19 protein-coding genes are annotated in these 21,662 nt (G+C 59.4%); 8 read left to right on the forward strand and 11 right to left on the reverse strand.

The genetic code is table 11. From position 1 onward, the window contains the following. Positions 1 to 4 precede the first annotated feature (4 nt). The 5 genes from G6L01_RS03225 to G6L01_RS03245 are packed head-to-tail and all read right to left on the reverse strand — an operon-like array spanning position 5 to position 5,301. A complete protein-coding gene (locus tag G6L01_RS03225; RefSeq protein ID WP_070167784.1) occupies positions 5 to 478 on the reverse strand; it encodes a Na+/H+ antiporter subunit E in 474 nt (157 codons plus the stop codon). Continuing rightward, the gene (locus tag G6L01_RS03230) at positions 475 to 2,079 is read right to left on the reverse strand and encodes a Na+/H+ antiporter subunit D (protein WP_070167785.1); all 1,605 of its coding nucleotides are present in this window, start codon (positions 2,077 to 2,079) and stop codon (positions 475 to 477) included. The genes G6L01_RS03225 and G6L01_RS03230 overlap by 4 nt, the downstream gene beginning before the upstream one ends. A gap of 50 nt (positions 2,080 to 2,129) precedes the next feature. Continuing rightward, entirely contained in the window at positions 2,130 to 2,507 is a 378-nt protein-coding gene (locus G6L01_RS03235) for a Na+/H+ antiporter subunit C (protein ID WP_070167786.1), read from the reverse strand. Beyond that, positions 2,507 to 2,926 (reverse strand): Na+/H+ antiporter subunit B, encoded by a 420-nt coding sequence (locus tag G6L01_RS03240; RefSeq protein WP_070167787.1) that lies wholly within the window; start codon positions 2,924 to 2,926, stop codon positions 2,507 to 2,509. The genes G6L01_RS03235 and G6L01_RS03240 overlap by 1 nt, the downstream gene beginning before the upstream one ends. Then, complete coding sequence (locus G6L01_RS03245; protein ID WP_070167788.1) at positions 2,923 to 5,301, reverse strand: putative monovalent cation/H+ antiporter subunit A; 2,379 nt, start codon at positions 5,299 to 5,301, stop codon at positions 2,923 to 2,925. The genes G6L01_RS03240 and G6L01_RS03245 overlap by 4 nt, the downstream gene beginning before the upstream one ends. A 318-nt stretch (positions 5,302 to 5,619) precedes the next feature. Between G6L01_RS03245 and msrB the strand changes: the two genes are divergently transcribed. From msrB to G6L01_RS03260, 3 genes are all read left to right on the forward strand, one after another. Then, on the forward strand, positions 5,620 to 6,048 hold the full coding sequence (msrB, locus tag G6L01_RS03250; protein ID WP_070167789.1) for a peptide-methionine (R)-S-oxide reductase MsrB: 429 nt from the start codon (positions 5,620 to 5,622) through the stop codon (positions 6,046 to 6,048). Between the two features lie 520 nt (positions 6,049 to 6,568). Further along, the gene (locus G6L01_RS03255) at positions 6,569 to 6,934 is read left to right on the forward strand and encodes a helix-turn-helix domain-containing protein (RefSeq protein WP_070167790.1); all 366 of its coding nucleotides are present in this window, start codon (positions 6,569 to 6,571) and stop codon (positions 6,932 to 6,934) included. After that, positions 6,927 to 7,778, forward strand: coding sequence for a DUF6456 domain-containing protein (locus tag G6L01_RS03260; RefSeq protein WP_070167909.1), 852 nt, complete (start codon positions 6,927 to 6,929; stop codon positions 7,776 to 7,778). Before G6L01_RS03255 ends, G6L01_RS03260 begins: the two co-directional genes overlap by 8 nt. A 186-nt stretch (positions 7,779 to 7,964) precedes the next feature. On the opposite strand, the gene G6L01_RS03265 is transcribed toward G6L01_RS03260, so the two are convergent. Together G6L01_RS03265 and G6L01_RS03270 are read right to left on the reverse strand one after the other, a co-directional pair. Then, positions 7,965 to 8,627, reverse strand: a complete 663-nt coding sequence (locus G6L01_RS03265; protein ID WP_070167791.1) for a hypothetical protein — start codon at positions 8,625 to 8,627, stop codon at positions 7,965 to 7,967. Positions 8,628 to 8,936: 309 nt separating this feature from the next. Then, complete coding sequence (locus G6L01_RS03270; protein ID WP_070167792.1) at positions 8,937 to 9,662, reverse strand: TetR/AcrR family transcriptional regulator; 726 nt, start codon at positions 9,660 to 9,662, stop codon at positions 8,937 to 8,939. 198 nt (positions 9,663 to 9,860) lie between these two features. Here G6L01_RS03270 and G6L01_RS03275 point away from each other — a divergent pair, with 198 nt between their 5' ends. Together G6L01_RS03275 and G6L01_RS03280 are read left to right on the forward strand one after the other, a co-directional pair. Next, complete coding sequence (locus G6L01_RS03275; RefSeq protein WP_139190239.1) at positions 9,861 to 11,078, forward strand: efflux RND transporter periplasmic adaptor subunit; 1,218 nt, start codon at positions 9,861 to 9,863, stop codon at positions 11,076 to 11,078. Positions 11,079 to 11,081: 3 nt separating this feature from the next. Continuing rightward, on the forward strand, positions 11,082 to 13,025 hold the full coding sequence (locus G6L01_RS03280) for a MacB family efflux pump subunit (RefSeq protein WP_070167794.1): 1,944 nt from the start codon (positions 11,082 to 11,084) through the stop codon (positions 13,023 to 13,025). Between the two features lie 105 nt (positions 13,026 to 13,130). Here the strand turns inward: G6L01_RS03280 and G6L01_RS03285 are convergent, their stop codons facing one another. Beyond that, entirely contained in the window at positions 13,131 to 14,843 is a 1,713-nt protein-coding gene (locus tag G6L01_RS03285) for a CocE/NonD family hydrolase (protein ID WP_174089188.1), read from the reverse strand. A gap of 263 nt (positions 14,844 to 15,106) precedes the next feature. On the opposite strand from G6L01_RS03285, the gene G6L01_RS03290 reads away from it, so the two are divergent. Then, entirely contained in the window at positions 15,107 to 15,808 is a 702-nt protein-coding gene (locus G6L01_RS03290; RefSeq protein WP_174096373.1) for a TetR/AcrR family transcriptional regulator, read from the forward strand. 77 nt (positions 15,809 to 15,885) lie between these two features. On the opposite strand, the gene G6L01_RS03295 is transcribed toward G6L01_RS03290, so the two are convergent. Both G6L01_RS03295 and G6L01_RS03300 read right to left on the reverse strand, forming a co-directional pair. After that, positions 15,886 to 16,299 (reverse strand): SufE family protein, encoded by a 414-nt coding sequence (locus tag G6L01_RS03295; RefSeq protein ID WP_070167797.1) that lies wholly within the window; start codon positions 16,297 to 16,299, stop codon positions 15,886 to 15,888. Positions 16,300 to 16,423: 124 nt separating this feature from the next. Then, positions 16,424 to 16,888 carry a DUF5330 domain-containing protein gene (locus tag G6L01_RS03300; RefSeq protein WP_070167798.1) on the reverse strand — a complete coding sequence of 155 codons (465 nt, stop codon included), beginning with the start codon at positions 16,886 to 16,888 and terminating at the stop codon, positions 16,424 to 16,426. A gap of 470 nt (positions 16,889 to 17,358) precedes the next feature. On the opposite strand from G6L01_RS03300, the gene G6L01_RS03305 reads away from it, so the two are divergent. Next, positions 17,359 to 19,137 (forward strand): sensor histidine kinase, encoded by a 1,779-nt coding sequence (locus G6L01_RS03305; RefSeq protein WP_337692728.1) that lies wholly within the window; start codon positions 17,359 to 17,361, stop codon positions 19,135 to 19,137. Between the two features lie 37 nt (positions 19,138 to 19,174). Further along, positions 19,175 to 20,242: a peptidoglycan-binding domain-containing protein gene (locus tag G6L01_RS03310; RefSeq protein WP_234891927.1), complete on the forward strand. Its 1,068-nt coding sequence runs from the start codon at positions 19,175 to 19,177 to the stop codon at positions 20,240 to 20,242. Between the two features lie 67 nt (positions 20,243 to 20,309). On the opposite strand, the gene G6L01_RS03315 is transcribed toward G6L01_RS03310, so the two are convergent. After that, positions 20,310 to 21,662 carry an alpha/beta hydrolase gene (locus G6L01_RS03315; protein ID WP_081344281.1) on the reverse strand — a complete coding sequence of 451 codons (1,353 nt, stop codon included), beginning with the start codon at positions 21,660 to 21,662 and terminating at the stop codon, positions 20,310 to 20,312.

The following is a 21,662-nucleotide window of genomic DNA, read 5'->3' on the forward strand; positions in this document are numbered from 1 at the left end:
TGGGTCATTGGAACGCCTCGCGGATCTTGCGCTCGAATCCCTCGGCAATGTCGCGCCGGGCCGCATCCGGATCGCTGCAATCCAGTGCATGGACATAGAGGATCTTTCGGTCCTCAGACACATCCACCGATAGGGTGCCGGGCGTCAGCGTGATGAGATTGGCCAGCAGGGTGATTTCGAAATCGCGCTCGACGCTGAGCGGAAAGGCGAAAATGCCGGGCTTGATATCGAGCCCCGGCGACAGGACCATGATCGTTACTTTCCAGGCGGATTTGGCCAGCTCGCTGAGAAACAGCAGCAGCAGGGACAGGATGCGCCACGTTCTGTTGAGATAGGAAACGCCGCCGATCTGCTCGCGCAACACCCCGACCACCGCCAGCGACAGCACGAAACCAAACAGAAGATTATGCAGGCTGGCGCTGCCGGTGACCGCTACCCAGATAATGGCCATCAGCAAGTTGAGGATCAACAGCCTCATGGGCGCGCCTCCGTGGGAAAGACCGAGGTGATATAGGCCGATGGATCGACAAGCCCGACGGCGGCGTCCTGCGAGAGTGCGATGAGCTTTTCAGGAAACAGTCCGAACCAGACGATCAAGCCTGCCAGCAGCAGGATCGGCGCAAGGGATGAGCGTGTTGGTGCGGCAAGGATTTCTGGATTGGCCTGGTTGGTGTTCACGTCTGATTCGTCCCTGGCCGGTTGTTTCCGCCAGAAGGCCAGCAGGAAGACTCGGGCCAGCGCAATCGTGGTCAGGAAGCCGGACAGCAGGATTGCGCCCGCCATCCACCAGGCACCGATATCGAGTGCTGCCTTCAACAGCATGACCTTTGGCCAGAAGCCGGAAAACGGCGGCAGGCCGCTTGCGGCAAAAAACAGCGCCAGCGCCAGAAAGGAAAAACCCGGTGCTGCGCGGTAAAGACCAGACATGTCCTGTAATGCAAAACTGCCAGTCATCCGCCCGGCTTGGCCGACCACCAGATAGAGCGCTGCCATCAACAGGATCGAGTGCATGGCATAGAAGATCGTCGCGCTGATGCCCTGTACGGCGCCAATGGCGATGCCGGCCAGCATGATGCCGATGCCGGAAATGACGACAAAGCCCATCAGCCGGCGGATATCGGACTGGCCGAGAGCGCCAATCGCACCCAGAACCATGGTGGCGGCAGCAATCACCCCCAGCACCAGGCTCAGTTGCTCACGCTCAATCGGAAACAGCATCACCACGACCCGCAGCAGGCTGTAAATGCCGACCTTGGTCAGGAGGGCGGCAAACAGTGCCGACACCACGATGCGCGGCGTGTGATAGGAGGCTGGCAACCAGAAATTCAGCGGGAAGGCGGCGGCTTTCATGGCAAAGGCCAGGGCAAACAGCGTGGTCAGCGTCATCAGCGGGGCGGTATCGCGCAAACCATTGGCCTTACGGGCAATATCGGCCATGTTGAGCGTGCCGAAGCTGGCATAGAGAAAACCGATGGTGATCAGAAACAGTGTGGTGGCGATCAGGTTGAGCACCGCATATTTCAGCGCCCCATCGATCTGTTCGCGCTCGGAACCGAGGATCAACATGCCGAAAGACGAGATCAGCAGCACTTCGAACCAGACATAGAGGTTGAAGATATCGCCGGTCAGGAAGGCGCCGGACACCCCGGCCATCAGCACCAGAAGAAACGGATAGAACCCGTAGCGGCGACCGGACGTATTGATATCCGTCAACCCATAGACGCCGCAGGCCAGGGCGACGATGGCAGACGTCAGGGCAAACAACGCCCCGGTGATATCGACGGTGAAGGCGATGCCGAAGGGCGGCATCCAGCGGCCCATCATCACCGTCAGCGGGCCGTCCTGGATGACCTCGAGCAGCAGCGCGAGATCGATCAGCACCAGCAGGACCAGGGTGGGAAGGGCAATCATCGGCTGGAGGCGGGTGCGGTCACGCAGCATCAAGGCCACGGCCCCACCGGCAAGACACAGGGCCACCGGCAGGATGGGCAGCCACTGGGCAAACGTGGTTGGTGTCTGCACCGTGGCAGCGGCCAGGGCGGCATTCAGAGCCTCGGCATTGGTGGTTGAAACGGCCATGCGGTTATTTTGGTCTTTCGGTTTAAAGCGTTCGTGTTGCCGGGAAATCCTCAGTAATCAAGCGGCGGCAAGGGCGGATTTTTCGGTTCAGCCAACCGCATGTCATCGGTATCATCGGTGTCGAGGTCCTGGTAGGCGCGGTAGGACAGCACCAGCAGGAAGGCGAAGAACGAGAAGGAAATCACGATGGCCGTCAGGATCAGCGCCTGCGGCAGCGGATTGGCGGCGGCCATGCTCAGCACGTCCTCACCCTTCATCATGATTGGCGGCACTTCGCGGGTCAGCCGTCCGGCGGTGAACAGGCCGAGATTGACGGCATTGCCGAGCAATACGATGCCCAGCAGCACCCGCACGATATGGCGTGACATGATCAGGTAGAAGGCGGTCGTGGCAAACAGCCCGACCAGCAGGGAGAAAATCGCTTCCATCAGTCATTCTCCCGTTCGCCCAGCGCCAGCGCAATCGAGGTGATCGCCCCGACCACCACCAGATAGACGCCGATATCGAAGCTGGTGACGGTGGCGACCGGCACATCGACGCCGAAGATATGCGGGGTGATCCACAGCCCGGTCATGAATGGCACGCCGGCAAAAGCCGAGAGGAAGCCGGACAGGCAGGCCATCAGCAGGCCAAAGCCCGCCACCGACAGCGGATGGACGTAAAGGGCGCGGCGCACCGCCTGCACGCCGAAGGCCATGCCATAGATGGCAAAGCCGGAGGCGGCGATCAGCCCGCCGATAAAGCCGCCACCCGGCTCGTTATGACCGCGCAGCAGCACGAAAACCGAAAACAGCAGCATCAGCGCAGTAACGACCGGCGCAACGGTGCGAAAGATCAAGCTGTTCATAAGCGCTCTCCCACCTCATGGCTTTCATGCCCCACCCCGGACGGCGAAGCCGTTGGCTTGGGCGCGCGCAGCCGGATCAGCGCCAGGATGGCAAGCCCGGTGATCACCACCACGGCAATTTCGCCCATGGTATCGACGCCGCGGAAATCGACGATGATGACGTTCACCACATTGGCCCCGTGGGCGATGACTTTGGAATAGCTGTTGAAGAATTCCGTCAAGGTCGGATCGAAGGGGATTTGCGTCACCTTCAGCAGCATCAGCGTCAGGCCGGCCCCGGCGGCAAGCGCCACCGTGCCGTCCAGCAGGATCTGAGGCAGTGGCCGATGATCGGCGGGATGCAGTTTCAGCCGCGTCATCACCAGCGCCAGAATGACCACTGAAAGCGTCTCGATCATGAACTGGGTAAAGGACAGGTCCGGCGCGCCAAACAACAGGAAGATCACCGAGATCGCAAAGCCCTGGATGCCAAGCGCGACGATGGCATCCAGCCGGTTGGCGGCCCGCAGCACGCCGTAGAGACCGGCCACGGCAATCAGCAGGAAGGCGGCTTCATGCAGCTCGATCCGCTCCGGCAGCACCGGCCAGGACGGTGCCTCGCCAAACAGCATCATCGGAACCAGGAAAGCGGCGGCAATGGCAATCAAGGTCACGGTAACATAGACATCCAGCCGCCCGCCGTGCAGAACATTGGTGATGCGAAAGCAGAGCCGCACCAATCCGGCCATCAGATGATCGAAGCCCTGATCGGGGCCGGGACCGAGCGCTTCCAAGAGGTTTGCCACCAGACGGCGCAGCCTGTCGAGCAACATGAACAGCACCAGGCCGATGGCGATGGTTAACAGCGATAGAGCCAATGGCACGCCGATATGCGGGACAAGGCCGATGGCAACGGTCAACGTTCTGCCGGTGACAGCGCTAACCATCGGCGAGGAAATCGCCTGGTGAAACAGCCCGGAAAACACCGCAGCCCCCAGTCCTACCAAGGCCAGCACCAGCGGTCCCAGCCACAGCAGAGCGGGGCCGTCATGGGCGGGTTTCGGGCTGGTGACAGCGCGCCCCAGAAACGGTTTGAAGGCCAGCGCCAACCCGACGACCATCATCAGCGCATTGCCGATCACGGCGATGGCGGTAAACAGCCAGGCGCGAAGATTGCCGCCCGCCAGCGCCTCATAGATTTCTTCCTTGGCGAGAAAGCCGAATAGCGGCGGCAGTCCGGCCATGGAAAGCCCGGCCAGCAGCGCCGCCGTGAAGGTAACCGGCATGGCCCGGGCCAGCCCGCCAAGCCTGGTCAGGTCGCGGCTGCCCGCTTCATGGTCGAGAATACCGGCCACCATGAACAGTGCGCCTTTAAACAGCGAATGGGCGACCAGATAAAGCACGGCGGCTGACAGCGCATGCGGCGAGCCGAAGCCGGTCAGCATCACCATCAACCCCAGCGAGGCGACTGTGGTATAGGCCAGCATCAGCTTGAGGTCGGTCTGGCGCACGGCGATGACCGAACCGACGATCAGCGTGACGCCGCCGAAAAACGGTAGCAATATTTCCCAGGCGGGTGTGGAGCCCAGCACCGGCTGCAAGCGCATCAGCAGGTAGACCCCGGCTTTGACCATGGTGGCCGAGTGCAGATAGGCCGAAACGGGGGTAGGGGCTTCCATGGCGTTGGGCAGCCAGACATGGAAGGGAAATTGCGCTGATTTGGTAAACGCCCCGCCCAGAACCAGCAGCAGGATCGCCAGGTAGAAGGGGCTGGCAGTGACCATATTGTTGCTATGCATCAGCATCGACAATTGCGTGACGCCCGACACGTTCCACAGCAGGATCAAGCCGGCCAGCAGCAAAAGCCCGCCGCCGCCGGTGATCACCAGCGCTTGCAGAGCGGCACGGCGCGCAGCCGGGCGTTCATGGTCGAAGCCGATCAGCAGGAAGGAGGTGATCGAGGTCAGTTCCCAATAGATGAACAGCATCAGGAAACTGTCTGAAATCACCACGCCCAGCATGGCGCCCATGAACAGCAGCAGAAAGGACAGAAACCGGCCCTGCTGCGGATGGCCCTTCATATAGCCGCCCGCATAGAGCACGATCAGCGTGCCGATGCCGGTAATCAGCAGCGCGAAGGTGAGGGACAATCCATCGATAAACCAGGAAAAGCTGACATTGTAGCTCGGCACCCAGGCATAGCCTCCCGTCACTTCCTCACCATTGGAGATTTCCGGCAGGAAGCCGAGGAAATGCACGAAGGAAAGCAACGGCAGAAGCGCCAGAACCCACGCCGCCCGGCTGCCAAGGTGCCGTACCAGCCAGGGCGCCAGACAGGCGCCCAGAAATGGCAGGACCAAAGCCAGCAGCGTCATAGCGGCGGCATGAGCGATCATCTTGTCTCCTGTCGTCTGCAACACGATGGGTCGCGGTCGCACGGGCTATAAAACCTGCAAAAGGCAAGTGCGATTGCGGCTTTTCAATAATTGTATGGTGACACTGACGCCCAAACAGCAATGTTTCGACAGGTCCGCAGCAAATATAAGCATTTCGGCCGGAACGGCCACCCCCAATTCTCCATTATAACGTGCTTTAACAGATCCGTTGGTCCGTCCAGCATCGCATCCGGCTTGCAGCTAGGGGGCGAAACACTATCTATAGGCTTGAAACCCGATAAGCCAGCACCGATAAGCCAGCCAAGTGAGGACGCGACAATGAGCGAGGACAGCATCGACAGCCGTGAAAAGCCCGCAACAGCAGAGCGCAGTGAGGCCGAGTGGCGCGAACAATTGACGCCAGATCAGTATCGAATCCTGCGCGAACATGGCACGGAACGGGCCTTTACCGGACCGTACTGGGATAATTTCGAGTCGGGCCTTTACCGCTGCGCCGGTTGCGACACGCCGCTGTTTTACTCCGATACCAAATTCGATGCCGGTTGCGGCTGGCCGAGCTATTTCGAGCCGGTCACGCCTGACGCCGTCACCGAACATCGCGATACGGCTTATGGCATGGTGCGCACCGAAATCCGCTGCGCCACCTGCGGCGGCCATCTTGGCCATGTGTTTCCCGATGGTCCCAAGCCGACCGGCCTGCGCTATTGCATCAATGGTCATTCCATGGTGTTCGAGCAAAAGCCCTGACAGTCCATCCAAGAATAGCGGCTGGCCGTCTGCAAATGGCAATTTCTGCGCTTGAATGGTGCAATCGCATTTCCAAACGGAAAACCGCTTCGCACTTTTCCTGGAATGCTTGTACTCATGTACGTTAAGTACGCTCCGTTCCGGTTCTCGAAATCACCATTTTCGCCAGGCCAGCAGCAATTCTTGAACAGACTGTGACACAATTCGTTGTGAGATGAATGTCATGTCGCATAAGCGCATTGCGTTCGAGCAAAAGCGCCTATGCAAAATACCGATGTTCTAACGTGCCGCGTATCAACAGGATGCGCGGCACGTTTGTATATTGCACTTGTTTCTATAAAATCCCCCTGAATTAGCTGGGTCAAACTCGCGGCGCCGTGGAAAATAATCCTGAAACCGTCTGTGGATTTCAATAAAAATATCAATAAAAACAAAGGATATAATTTTGGCGGCGTGAAAATACGTTCACAGGGATTGTGGATGTTGATATGAATAAAATCCTATATAGGGAGACGTTATCATGTCTGCAATGCCGCTTGAACATCCTGTCCCGGTCAAGGCCTCCAGCAGGCTCCTGTGCCATTCCGTTGCCAGGGTGACGGAGGAAATATTTGTAGTTTTTCAGAGCCCGGCTCTTATGCATGCGGGGCGCCGCCGCCAGCGCTGCCAGATCCGGCAGATCGCCATGTATCTCTGCCATGTGGTGCTCAGCCTGCCGCAACACGAAATCGCCCGTGCCTTCGGCTATGACCGAAGCACAGTATCCTATGCATGCCATGTCATCGAGGACCGGCGCGAAAATGCGGCTCTCGACCAGTTTCTCAGCGTTCTGGAACGGGTCGTCGCAGTGCTGTCGACGGTGGCCAAGGATGGACGCGATGCGTAAGCCCGCAAGTCATTCGCCGCAAAACCCGGCATCAGGCAGCACCAAGCCGCTGCTGCGGTTGTTGCGGCTGGCGAGCCGGGGGGTGTTGCTGGAGCCAGCCGGTTCTGGCGAAACCGCACTGCTGCGGGCTCAGGATGGCGTGCTGCTGGGCCGCGTGCCCGACGCGCTGTTGCACAAGGCGCTGGCGGACGGTCTGGTTCGGCGGAAAGACAATAGGCTGGCCGCGACCTGCGAAGCGGAAAGCTTCCTGAAACGGGCGATGGCCGAGCGGGAGGACGAAATCTTTACGGGCCAGCATGGGGAGAGGGTGACCGAGACCCTGGTGGAGCCGGATGGCAATCGTTCTACAGTACGGCGCAATCTGGATGACCAGCCGTTTTCGACGGTGGCCCGGCTGCGGGACCGGACTGGCAAGCCCTATCTGCCACCGGAAGCGGTCGCCGCCGGGGAGCGGTTGGCGGCAGATTTCGAGCGCGGTCATTTGCAGCCACGCATCACCGCATCCTTTGAGCCGCGCCTGGCGCAAAAGCACAAAGGCGCCCGGCCATCCGGGCCGGATCTGACCGACAGCGCGCTCGCCGCGCGGCTGCGGGTTGGCGAGGCACTGACCGCTTTGGGGCCGGATCTGTCAGGCGTCGCTCTGGATATCTGCTGTTTTGCCAAGGGGTTGGAAACCGTGGAGCGGGAGCGGCAATGGCCCGCCCGCTCGGCCAAGCTGATGCTACGAACAGCCTTACTGGCGCTGGCTCGTCACTATGCGCCGCCATCGGCAAGGACAGCGTCCGGCCTTCGACATTGGGGCGATAGCGATTATCGTCCGCCGCTCTCAGGCGTTCCGGGGTGAGGCATCCGTTGACGGAGGTTGTCGGACAACCAAAACCGGATGACGTTTCCGGCTGTCTCAAGGCTTTATACGAAGAGTCATTGAAAGTGACTCTTCGTATTCCCTTTGAAAACATCTCAAGCCTCTGATGTATTTGAGATATTTTCAATTTTCAAGTCGAGAATGCCTCAACATCTTCGAGGCTTATTAAGCGGCCCCTCCGCCGGGCAGTTCGAGTTGATTGATGAACTGTTCGGCGAAGTTGCTGAGATTGCCATTATAGTTCGTCAACTGGGCCAGCAGGTCTTCATCCGACATGTCGCTGTCATCGGTGCTGTCCGTGGACGACGATGCGGTGGCGCTATCGGTATCCTCTGTCGAGGAGGTCGATGACGTGGAGGTCTCCGTTGAGCTAGCGCCCGTCGAAGCACCGGCGGACGGTACTGCGAACACTTGCGACAGAAGATCGTCTTCAACGGCGGCGGCGTCCGTACTCGATGCGCTGGCTGTGGTCGATTCAGCCTCAGTGGCTTCAGTGCTTGTCGACGAACCGGCGGTGACCTCTTCGTCTTTTTCCTCGTCTGAACTGGTGCTGCTGGCAGCTGATGCCGAGGTCAGCTGTGACAGCCAGGCCTCGAACGACGTGGACGGATCGGTCGATACGCTTTCGCTTGTATCACTCTCATCCGTCTCCTCGGTGCTATCGCTACCGAAGAGGGCGTTGAGCAGTGTATCATCGCTGCTGCTGCTGCTACCGCTGCTGCCGCCCGACAGAGAATCGAACAGACCACCGCTGCCGCTGCTGGATTTTTGCTTCGATGAACTCGATGTATAAGTAGATTGCGATGCATTGCTGCTGGAAACCTGCATGGACCTCTCTCCGTGTGTGACCGTGCCATTCTGCGTCTGTCCTGAAACCGGGTTCGATCGAAGGCCGGTTACGCAACCCCTTAAAATACGAGCGCTTCACGCCAACTGGCGATGATTGCCAGCAATGATCTCCTGGGCCGGGCGCATGATCGTTAAAGGCTGGGTACGCCTGCTGCAAAAGCCGCATCCTGGACCGGTGGCATTCCGGAATGCAGCGCAGCGGGCGTGGGCCCTGTCGCGTTCACCACGGCATCATGCCGTACAAGTGAATAGGTATGATTTATAACCTTTTGTCTTGCGCGAGGCTGATCATTCGCGCCCCCGTTGTGGAAAAAAGCTGTCCTGATCAAGGGAAGGTTTATCTGGATCTGTCAGGCTCTCCAGCATGACGCCACGGGCAAAAATGGCCAGGCAATAGCGCAGGTGGTCGGTGCGTTGACAGTCCTGCGGCATCAGCGGCGAAGGAGAAAAGGCCATGTCCATCAGCATTTGGGCCGCAGACAAAGGATTTTCGATGCGGATGCGTCCCAGCCGGTGCTGAGCGCTCAACCATTCCGCCAGATCCAGTCTTGAACGCTCGATATCCCGGTTAGCAAATGCCTCGGCAAGACCCGACGCTTGTCTGGCATCGCGGAGCAAGGCACGCATGAAAACAGTTCTTCGCTGGTCGGTCGTCTTATCCGTGCCGACATGGAAAATCTGCTCCAGCGTCTCAACGAAAGACAGGTCCTCGTCTGGCGGACGTGGCAAATCCAGCATCAACCGCCGGTGGCGATGCAGAACCTCAACAAAAAGAGCATCCTTGCTGGGAAAAAGCCGGTAGAGCGTCTGTTTGGAGATATGGCAGCGGGCCGCGACGAGACCGGTCGTGGTGGCCAGATAGCCTTGCTCGACCAGGCAGGCATAGGCCTGTTCCAGGATGGATTCGCGCCTGATCTCGTCATCCTGGCGCGGCCGTCCCTTGAGGCGAGCCGTGTCCGACTGGTTCGGGGTCGCCGTTTGTTGCCGAAGTTTAATCCTTCCGCTGATTGACACCCTTTGTCCCCTCAGATTATCGGTACTTAAGAGTACTTATAAATTTACCGTCGTCCAGAACCGTCTTTACATTTTCTAACGTTTTGGAAGTCTGGAGAAAATCAGGTCGGCGTCATCTGACCTGAGATAGAAGTTCCAGCAGTTCACACTGCTGAAGGTAGGATTCCAGCGGCTCGCACCGCTGTAGGAAGGATTACAGTGTCGCGTAAACTGTTCGCAGTCGTTGTCATCGTCGTTCTGGTACTTGCCGCCGTTGGCTTCACTCTGTTCAAGCGCTCCGAGGCCAATCCGACCGATGGGCTGCTGCTGGCGGCGGTCAAGCGGGGTGATGTGGAGGAGACGGTGCTTGCTACCGGCATCTTCAAGCCGTCCCGGCTGGTTGCTGTCGGCGCCCAGGTGTCGGGCCGTATCACGGCCCTGCACGTCAAGGTTGGCGACACCATCAAGAAGGACAGCCTGGTGGCCGAGATCGACTCGGTCACCCAGGTCAACGACCTGCGCACTTCAAAGGCCTCGCTGGCCGATATCAAGGCCCAGAAGGAAGAGGCCGAGGCGACCCTGGTCAGCGCTGAACTGGCGCTGGTGCGCCAGCAGAATCTGAGGGCCAGCAATTCCGGCACCCAGGCGGATCTCGAAAGCGCGGTCGCCACCCGCGACAAGACCAAGGCGCAGATCGACAGCCTTCAGGCCCAGATCGTCAAGGCTGAAGTCGCCGTGGAAACCTCAGAGGCTGACCTCGGCTATACCCGCATCACCGCGCCCATGGATGGCACGGTTCTGGCCGTGGTCAACCAGCAGGGCCAGACCGTCAATGCCACGCAATCGGCGCCCACCATCGTTATCCTGGGTGACCTCAACCAGATGATCGTGCGCGCTGAAATTTCCGAGGCCGATGTGGTCAATGTCAGGCCGGGGCAGGCGGTCTATTTCAACATTCTCGGACAACCTTCCGTCCGTCACGAGTCGGTGTTGAAATCCATCGAGCCCGCGCCGGAATCGATCACCAGTGACAGCAGCGTCTCGACCTCGTCCAGTTCCAGCTCGTCCAGCAGTTCCTCCAGCACATCGTCCTCGGCGATTTATTATAACGGCATCCTGGATGTCGATAATTCCGATGGCCGTTTCCGCACCTATATGACGGCGGAAGTGCATGTCGTGCTTGGCGCGGCGAAGAATGTTCTGACGGTGCCGGCCTCGGCACTTGGCGCCGGCGTCAAGACCGGCAAGGCCAGCCTGCGGGTTGTGGGGGGCGACAACGCGGTTGCCACCCGAACGGTAGAAATCGGCCTGAATGACGGGGTCAATGCCGAAGTGAAATCGGGCTTGAACGAAGGGGAGAAGATCGTCATCGGCCAGGCCGATCCATCGGCCAAAGCGGCTCCGGGGGGCTTTGGGCCACCACCCGGAGGGATGTGATCCATGGCCCTGCTCGAGCTGAAGAACCTCACCCGCATCTATCGCTCCGGGGAAGAGGATGTTGCGGTCCTTAAAGGCGTCAATCTCAGCATCAATCGCGGCGAGATGGTCTCGATCATCGGTCCATCAGGGTCGGGAAAATCGACGCTGATGAATATTCTCGGCCTGCTCGATCGGCCAAGCGGCGGTGCGTATGAGATCGATGGCAAGCGTACCGACCAGTTGGACAGCGACGCGCTGTCGGCGCTTCGGCGTGAGCATTTCGGCTTCATCTTCCAGCGCTATAACCTGCTGTCAGATCTGACAGCGCTTGGCAATGTGGAAGTGCCGGCGATCTATGCCGGGATTTCGCCGGGGGAACGCCGCAACCGGGCGACCAAAATCCTGGAACGGCTGGGCATGGGCGAACGGCTGCGCCACCGGCCTGGGCAATTGTCCGGCGGCCAGCAGCAGCGGGTGTCCATCGCCCGCGCGCTGATCAATGGCGGCGAGGTGATCCTGGCCGATGAACCAACCGGCGCGCTCGACAAGCATAGCGGCGAGGAAGTGCTTCGCATTCTCGACGAATTGCATGCCGAAGGACGCACCATCATCATCGTCACCCACGATCCGGGCGTTGCCGCGCGCGCGGAACGCGTGATTGAGATTGCCGATGGCGAGATCATTGCCGACCGCCGCCAGGACAAGCCAGTGCTGGTGCGTGAAAACACCCTGCCATCCTCGGCCCGGCCGCATCGTTTCCCCGGTCTCGACCGGTTGGGTGAAGCCTTCATGATGGCCGTGCGGGCGCTTGCCTCGCACCGGCTGCGCACCTTCCTGACCATGCTGGGCATTATCATCGGCATCGCCTCGGTGGTGTCCGTCGTGGCGCTCGGGGCTGGCACCCAGCAGAAAGTGCTTTCCAATATCAACGGGCTTGGCACCAATACGCTGGAAATTTTCCCCGGCAAGGGGTTCGGCGATACCCGTTCAGGAAAGATCACCACGCTGAAGGTCGGCGATGCCGATGCACTCGCCAGGCTCTCTTATGTCTCCGCCGTAACCCCGACCGTTTCCACCTCAGGCACGGTGCGCTACGGTGCCACCGTGGCCAATGCGCTGGTCAACGGCGTTGGCGATCAGTATTTCATCGCCAAGGGCTCCAAGCTGATGGCCGGGCGGCTGTTTGACCATGCAAGCGTTGTCGCCATGAGCCAGGAGGCGGTGATCGACCAGAATGCCGCAAAGGCGTTGTTTGGCGACGATCCGGCCATGGCGCTTGGCCATACGGTGTTCCTGACCGATGTGCCGGTGCGGATTGTCGGCGTCATCGAGGCCCAGCAGGGCGGCTTCGGTTCGAACTCTAATCTACAGGCCTATTTGCCCTATAGCAGTGTCCAGGCCCGCTTCCTTGGCGATCTGTCGCTGCGCAGCATCACCGTCAGGTTGGATGATAGCGTCGATAGTTCCGTGGCCGAAAGTGCCGTCACCACGTTTCTCACGGGCCGCCATGGTGAAAAAGACTTCTTCATCCTCAACACCGATGACATCCGCAAGACCATCGTCAGCACCGCTCAGACGCTGACACTGCTGGTGGCGGCGATCGCAGTGATTTCGCTGATCGTTGGCGGTATCGGGGTGATGAATATCATGCTGGTTTCGGTTTCCGAGAGGGTCAGCGAGATCGGCGTGCGCATGGCGGTCGGCGCGCGTCGCCAGGATATTCTCCAGCAATTCCTGATCGAGGCCGTGCTGGTCTGCCTGATCGGCGGCGGCCTCGGCCTTGGCTTTGCCCTGTCGATCGGCTTTGTCTTTAGTCTGTTGACCAAGGATTTCCAGCTGGTCTATTCCACCACGTCAATGGTTGCAGCCTTCAGCTGCTCGTGCCTGATCGGCCTCGTCTTCGGCTTCATGCCCGCCCGTAATGCCTCAAGGCTCGACCCGGTGGCGGCACTCTCAAAAGATTAAGAATGCGGGCCAAGAACTGAGAAGGCGGGGCAAAAGAAAAGCCCCGCCTTCTTGCCGGACCGGCTGGCGGGCCGTCCTGCTACTCTTCGTGCTGCTATTTTTGGTTTACACCCCGGGAATAAAGGGTACGAGCAGTTTCGAGCCGTATTCCCCACCGAAGTGGATGATATGGCGGCCCTTGTTGAGGGTGGGAATAGGCGGCAATTGCGGGAATTCCGGCCTGATCAGCAGATCGGTACCGGTAATCACCAGTTCCAGTGTTTCGCCCGGCTGCCAGCGGATGCCATAAGGCCAGAAGCCGATTTCGATGGGCACGATCTCCCCCGCCTTCAACTTGGCCGGAGTGTCATAGGGCAGGAAGGGCTCAAGTTCGGTCGAACGTTCGGGGTCCGTGGCCCTTAGCGAGACGCGCAGGCGGCCATTGGGGCCGACATGGGTGCGGTCCGTCACCACGTGGCATTCCTGCACCGTTCCGTTGCTGTCGCGCTTCCTGACAAAGGCAAACAGGTCCATGTCGTCATTGCCATCCGCTTCCACCCAGAGCTTCAGGTTGAAGGAACCGGTGAGTTCCGTCAGCTCGTTGAAGGTGATGAAGAAGGAAACACCTTCCTTGTCCGCGACATCGTAGGAAAGGCTGGCGGCCTCCGTCTGGCTTTCGTGGGACAAAACAGGTTTGCCGTCCTTCAGCCCAAGGTGAAGCGCTTTGGTGACCTGACGCTTGAGCGGGAAGGCGACCTCGCTGCGGTTGACGGTATCGCGGTTGCCCGGGTCCATCACAGACAGGCGGACGCGCGGCGTGGCCTCCCAGCCATTATCGATATCTTTCAGGAAGCGATCAAAGAAACGGCGCAGGTCATCGACATTCTCGGGGTTGAAATAATCAGTCCATTCATGGGTATTGTTGACCCGCAGCCATTTTTCCGTCGATGAAATGGATGACCAGCCGCGAAATGTGCCGCCCGTATGCAGAAGATTGGTCCAGGAGGCCACGACATAGGCGGGAACATCAATGTTTTCGAGGACAGGGACCTTGGCCTTCCAATAGTCGTCGAGGAGCGGATGGGTGGCTGACATGGCGGGAATGTCTTCCACCAGACCGTGGCCGGCGAGCCGACCGAAAATGCCCTCGGAGAAAATAATGTCCGGGATGCCGCCGCGGCAGTTGGAATCACGATAGATGTCGGCAGCCCCTTCCCAAGGGGCAATGGCTGCCAGATGCGGTGGGCGCAGCGCGGCGACAAACCATTGCGACATTGCCAGCATGGAATTGCCTGTCAGGCCGATCTTGCCGCTCGACCAGGGTTGCTGGCCAGCCCACTCGATCAGGTCGTACTCGTCTTCCGGCTCCTGGCGTCCCCAGGCGTGAATGTCGCCTTCAGAATTACCGGCACCGCGGCTGTCCGGCGCGATGATCACATAGCCATGGGCAACCCAATAGGCCGGTGTTGGGGCTTCGAACTTGTTGAGCCCATCCTCCCAGGCGACAGGCACATCCATGCGTGTCGGGTGTCCGAACAGATCGTTGTTGAGAAAGCTCCCGCGTTTGCCATAAGGGCTCCAGCCGATAATGGCTGGATACTGGCCCTCTGCGACGGGCCTATATATGTCTGCCCTGATCTTCACGCCGTCGCGCAGTGTTACGGCCACATCCCGCTCCACCAGCACATCCGATTGTAGTGGCATACCGCCTTCACGGTGGGTGCTGCCCTTTTTGAGAATGAAACTGCGCTCATCCACCCGATAATTGGTGGAGTTCTCATTGACCACAGCTTTCCTGAAAATAACGTCGATTCCGTCTAAGTTTTTGGTAATATTCATGTTTTCCTCCATATGGTGCCGGTCCTCCTGTGCCTTGGCCCAAAAAGCGCCAAGGCTTCAGGTTCCGGCCTCCTCCCAGTGACCGCCAGTTCATGTCCTGCATCGTGTGCATCTGCACACGACAGGAAACACCCGGAGGTTACGCCATTTATATAAAAATACAACGTGTGTTTAATATTTTTATAGGCTGTCGTTATTGACGCCCTGTTCGGTCACGGGGCAAAAGATCAGTCAATGGCCTCATCGATGAAGCAGACATGACCATGAGCGACGAGCAACCAGCCAAGATGAAGCCGACCCGGGTCGGCAGGCCCCGGTTGGGCGCGGAGGTTGGCCGCGAGGCAATTCTCTCGAAAGCCATTCATGCTTTTGGCCGCCAGGGCTTTGACGGGGTCAATCTGCGGGACCTGGCAAGGCAGGCCGGGGTCAATATTGCGCTGGCAAACTATCACTTCGGCTCAAAAGCCGCCCTATGGGAGGCATGTCTTGAACGCATGAACCTGCGCGCAGCACCCTGCATCAGCGCCTTGCAGGCCATTTCGGCGGCCCCTTTGGCCTATTCGCAGAGAATGGCGGATTTCTATGCCACCTTCATCCGCTTCAACGCCGACCTGCCGGATTATGGCCTGTTCATTCTCCAGGAGATGGTTCAGGAAGGCCCGCGCCAGGAACAGGTGAAAGCCTCGCTGATCGATCCTTTTCACGATGCGACGGTGCCGCTTCTCTTGGAAGGAATGGACCTGGGATTGGTCCACCGGCAGGATGCATCCCTGCTGTTTTTCACCCATTCCATCACCATTTCGCACGTTCTGGCAGGCCAGGGTACAATGGCATTCTATCTCCAGCCTGAGGGCCGCAAGGAGCAGACGATGAAGGATATTCTGGCAATGATCATCCGTTCCGCAGCAGGCCTACTGCCGGCCGAATTCGAACAGGCAATCGCATCGGCCAATCCACCGGCATAAATTTTATGATGCGGCAATAAAGATAGTGGCAAGCGGGTAGGGCGGCTTTTATGGCCTTGGCAGCACCGGCAGCGCACTCAGGCCCGCGCCACAGCCTCGCCCCTGATCCGTTCCACCATGGAGCGCAGGCCGTTGGCGCGTTGGGCGGAGAGGTGTTCGATCAGGCCGAGCTTGCCAAACAGGTCAAGGGCGTTGAAGCCTGCGACTTCTGAGGCGGTCTTGCCGGAATAGGCTGACAGCACGATGGCGACCAGGCCCTTGACGATATGGGCATCGGAATCGCCTTCGAAGGTCAGGATCGGGTCCGGACCTTCGCCCGCCTTCGTCACCAGCCAGACCTGACTGGCGCAGCCCTTGACCTTGTTGTCAGCGATACGCTGCTCTTCCGGCAGGTCAGGCAGTGCCTTGCCCAGTTCAATAACGTAGCGGTAGCGGTCTTCCCAATCGTCGAGATAGGCGAAGTCGTCGATAATCTGGTCGATGGGCGTCATGGGAGGGTCATCCAGGCGGTTTTTCGGGTGTTTTGGGTGGCTTCCGATGATGGTTTTGGAAGCCGCTCGAGGCCATATAGGCCTTTCCCATACGGAAATGAACCGGCTGCGCGGTAAAAATCACTCAACCTGCGGGTTTCGGCCTTGGTCTCGGAACGGTGATGGTCAGGGGCACGCCATTGCCAGCAGCAGAGACCGTACCGGTGACCATATGGTCTTCGCTGGCGGCGGCAGGGGTGGCGATTGTCGCTTCCTTGACGCTGCCATGGGCTGGCGCCGCATCGGCGCTGATGGCCTGATGATCCTCTCCGGTGCCAAACTGACGGTTAAGCAATTGATAAGCGACCAGCGCACCTTCACGCGCCCGGATTCCGATGGCCTGAAGCGTCTGGCCGCCCTTTACGCAGACATCGGGCTTTTCCCCGCAGAGGCCGGAAACGTAATCATAAGCGCCTGATGCGGCCGAAACGGCGTTTGCCAGCTCGAATTGCGGTGCAGATGCAGAACCATCGCGCGGCGCGCCGCCCAGATAGGACAGGGCGACCAATACCAGCGTAAACCAGAATGCTCCCTTGATCAGAAACCACATGACCGCTTATCCGTCTCGTTCTGCGACATTTTTTCGTCTGTCGCGTCGGTTGCGCCGATCGTATGGCCGGGCTGCTGCGAAACAGACTATGATTCGCGCGGAAATATCGCTTTGCAAAACATAATCGGATTTTCTGCGTATTTTCATAAAATGCGTTCTTTCCGCATTTGAACCACATTCTAGTCAAAGTTTAACGACTGAGGTTAAGCATAATTGCGGCAGAACCCTTCTGTTCCCGGGCTTTTTCATTCCACCAACCGCCACAGATATTAACGTGATGCGGAAAAACATGCAAAATCCGTTGCTTACGCCACGTTAACCATGTTTTCGAAAGCTTCTGACCCCTGTCCCTTTCCGAGACGGAAACACCGGTTTAGGCGGGTTTTGCAGCTTTCCCTTTATCTTTTCCTTAAGGCGGCGACCTCTATTGTTTGGTCAGTAAAGAGGACCGCAAGTCGCGGAAATTTGGCGTGTTGGTATTGAGTAAAATCGCTGATCGGGCAAAGACCCTTCTCGACGAAGCCGTGACCCTGGTGGTGACGCGCATCGGCGCGGAAGCCTCGCCGTCTCGCGCCGAAGTTGCGGCGGCACGTTGCGTGGTGCTGGCCTGCTTGCCTGCTCTCGTCCTCGTGCCACTCACCCTGTCCTTCTTTCAAGGTGTCGCCGTGGCCCTGCCGCTCGGCGTTGCCATTGTTGCCGGCCTGTTTCTGATAGCCGTGGTCGCCGCCTTGTGGCTGGCGCGCCTCTCGGCTCGCCAGCCGGTCATCCGCCATTCCCTGGACGCGAGCGCTTCCATCGATCTGTCGCTGTTTCCCGGCATGGTTTTCACTCTCGATGCCCAGGCGCGGGTAGAGACCGTCGGCGGGCGCGATGCCCGTGATTTCCTGCCTTTCCTGCGCAATCCGCTCGGCCGTCCTTTCATCGATCAGGTGCATGTCACCGACCGTATCGCTTTCGTGCGTGCCTTTGACGCCCTGCGCCAGGGCGAGGATATTGGCCGTGTGCAACTGCGGCTTGCCCGCCCGACCGGTCATCCTGAAGGTGTCAAGGGCGAGACCGGCGAAGGTCAGCATAGCGAAACCGCGAGCGACGAGGCTGCCGATGGCACGTTGATGGCGGTTGGCCTCGACATGGCCGTGCGCCGCGACGAGCGCGGTGGCATTGCCGGAATTTTCGTACAGATGCTGGATTGCCGTGAGCAACAGCAGATGGCGCAGCGGTTGGTCAAGCTCGATGCCGATCTACAGACGGCCAACGAAGCGAAGTCGCGCTTTCTCGCCGCCGTCAGCCATGAATTGCGCACGCCGCTGAATGCCATACTCGGCTTTTCCGATATTCTGATGGGCGATTATTTTGGCCGGATGGAAGATGAGCGTCACCGCGAATATGTGCGGTTGATCCGCCAATCCGGCGGCCATCTTCTGTCGGTGGTCAATACCATGCTCGACATGTGCCGCATCGAGGCCGGGCGCTACGAATTGCTGGTGGAGCCGTTCTGCCTTGCGCAGACCATTCACGATTGTGAAAACATGCTGGCCTTGCAGGCCCAGGAAAAAGGCGTGAAGCTCACCAGCCGTATCGGTCGCGATGTGAGCGAGCTGACCGCTGATCCGCGTGCGGTGCGCCAGATCCTGATCAATCTTGTTGGTAACGCCATTAAATTCACTGAGCCGGGTGGCGTTGTTACCGTGGATGCGGCACGTTTCGGCAAGGATCTGGTGATCTCTGTCAGCGATACGGGTATTGGTATCGCCCAGGATCGCATCCTTCTGCTCGGCCAGCCTTTTGTTCAGGTCGATAGTGATTATAACAGGAAATTCGACGGCGTTGGTTTGGGCCTGTCGCTGGTCAAGGGCCTCGTTGCCCTGCATGGCGGGACATTCCTGTTGACGAGCCGTGTGGGCGAGGGGACGGTGGTTTCCATCACCCTGCCAATCGACGGATCGGGCATTGCCCGGGTTCAATCCACAGGTGAAAGCCGTCAGATCGAATTTCCGCCACGCTTGCCCGTCAGTGAAAGGCAGCCTGCTCGCGAGAGGCTCGATGGGGCAATGAGCATGAATATGGCGGGCGACAGCGGTGTGCTTGGTGAGGGGCTTGCCCCATCGCTGCGGCATCACCAGATGGACGGCGTCTCTTTTGAAGGGAGCACAGGGCAAACGCATGAACGGCAGGGTAGCGGGCAGCCGGGCCAAAGGATGGGCCAGCAAAAGGATGTGAATGACGACGCGAAAGCGAAAATTGCCTGATAAAAGAAAACCGGCCCGCAAGGAACCGGGATTTCTGATGCTGGCCGCTCGAGCGTCCATGCGCCTCTGCGCGCGCAATCCAGCCCGGTTCACCAGCACGGTCGGCTTTGTCGTGGTCATGGGTTTCGTTGCGGCCAATGCTTTCTGGTATCAGCCGGGACGGCATCCGTCTCCCTTCCTGCGCACCCGCGATCCGCATGATTTTACCGCCATGCTGGGGCTGAACAGCAACCATTCCCTGAAACCCGACCCTGATGACGTCACCACGTTCCGTATTCAGCGCCAGACAGCGGAAAACACCCCCGCCAGCACAGCGCCCGGCAGTGGTGGTCCAGCAACAGGTGTGTTGCCGGCCACGGATATTGGTGCCGATCGGCTGACCGCCGGTATTCAGGCGCAGCTCATTCGCCTGGGGCTTTATGATGGTGTCGCCGATGGCAAACGTGGACCCCGAACCGATGCAGCGATCAGCGCCTATCAGCGACGGATCGGCATGCCGGTTACCGGTGCGCCAAGCGATGACCTGCTGGCGGCCTTGAGCGTCGATCAGAAATCACCTGCGGTTGCGGCCCCCAAGGGGAGTGCGCCGCCAGTGCGCCCTATGGAACGGCCAGTTCAGGTCACGGCGACAGCGGATGATGCCATCGATCCCGTAGCCGCAGCCATTCGCAATGCGGAAAAGACCGTCACCACAGCGCGGTCCGCGCCTGTGCAGCCCGCGCCCTCACGGTTGCCCACGGCAACACCCGTGTCGACCGCCTCGGCCTCCTCGGGCAAAACCCAGTCCGGTGCGAAAACCCAATCCGGTGAACTGGCCAAGGCCGCGACGACAGCCAATGCGCCAGTGCCGCAGGCATCGGTTGCCTCTGCCAGCCTTGTCACGACGGGTGTCAATGGGACTGGTGCAAGCGGGGAAGCAAGCCTGATCATGGATATCCAGCGCGGCCTGATCAATATCGCTTATACCGATATCAGCGTGGACGGCGTGGCTGGCGACAAGACCAAGGCTGCCATCCGCCACTTCGAGCGCCATTATCGCCTGCCGGAAACCGGTGAACCGAATATGGCGGTGCTGAAAAAACTGAAATCCATTGGCGCTTTGTAAGCGGCTTTCACCAGCATTTGCGTATGTCCTAACGCAAAACCGGTTCCCACTTTTCCCAAAGTAAACGCTAATAAGCGATTTTTCCGTCGATCAGCGGTTTCTGCCCCGACGAAAATTCCTGCTTGAGCGATTGACGTGCATCGCTGCTGATCACCGCCATGGGAGCCGTGACGACGGTGCGGGCCGCGGAACCCGCCAGATTGGCTGTGCCGATTGCCACCAGGCCGACCCGATCGCCCAAGGTGGTTTGGCCGCCTTCCATGGATTGGCCAGCGATGTTCTTGCCCAGATTGCGGATGATCTCCGGACTGTCGGCAAAGGCCGTGTGGCCGAGCGGATCGTGGCTATCGACGCTGCTGGTGTCGATGGCGGTGATGCCGAGCGCTTTCAGGTCACCAGCCAGCGGCTGCAGGTCGGCCTGGCTCATGCCGCCGACCCGGTTGACGCCGCCCGACAGCCATCGCGACACGGACAAGGCCTTGTCTTTGTTGGAGGTGAAGATGGTGAAATGCGGTCGTTTGGTCCCCATTTCGATCAACTGGCGACGAAATACATCGACATCGATATCCGGCGAGGCCAGGATGACATTGTTGACCTTGCTTGGAACTGTTCCGGTGCGCATCGCCACGCCGCGCAACGCTTCCATGGTCAACCAGGTGCCCATGGAATGGGAAATAATCGTCACATCGCCGACATTAGGATTCTTCGCGGCTTGCAGGATCAGGTCTTCCAGCGCCCGCCGGGAATAGGTGGTGCTTTCCTTGTCGTAGAGATAGTCGAACACACTGCCGCGCGACGGCCATGTGAACAGGATCGGGGATGCGTCCGTGCCGGAATCATGGATGATCTGGGCAAAGCGGAAAACCGCATCCGAATACGTATTGTTAAAGCCATGCACGAAGATCACGGCCTGGCGTTTCTTGTTACGGGTCGCGTTGAACCACCGCAGGGCCTCGGCTTCCGTCGGCACTTTATCGGCCTTCAGCACCGCGAAATCATGTTCCGGGTTGGGGGGAACACGGGACGGCCACTGCACTTCGCCTACCTTGCGGTTGCGCTCCGGAGGGATGGAAACGACTACATTGTTCACTGAGATGGCTGTGCCGCGATCACCGGAGTAGAGCAGGCCGGGATCGTCTGCCGGTTTGCGGGTGGTGAACACCAGCATGTTCACCTGGCTGGCGTCGCTGGCAACCGGCACAGGCTTCAGCACGCTTTCTGGCCTGCCCGCGCAGCCACCCAGCACGAGGACGATCACTAAGGGAATGACGGCATGTCCCGCAAAAGCAGGACTGGATCCTGCCAGCCCGCTTGCGGCCGACCCAGATGCGGAAGCGGAAGGCGTGAGGGCATATCCACGCTTCAAGAGAGAGCGGGCGTGTTCCCGCTTCCTGTTCTTGAGCCAGCCGAGAGTCGGCAT

Origin of the sequence: Agrobacterium vitis (genome assembly GCF_013337045.2) — a bacterium.
In the GTDB taxonomy this organism is placed as follows: domain Bacteria; phylum Pseudomonadota; class Alphaproteobacteria; order Rhizobiales; family Rhizobiaceae; genus Allorhizobium; species Allorhizobium vitis_B.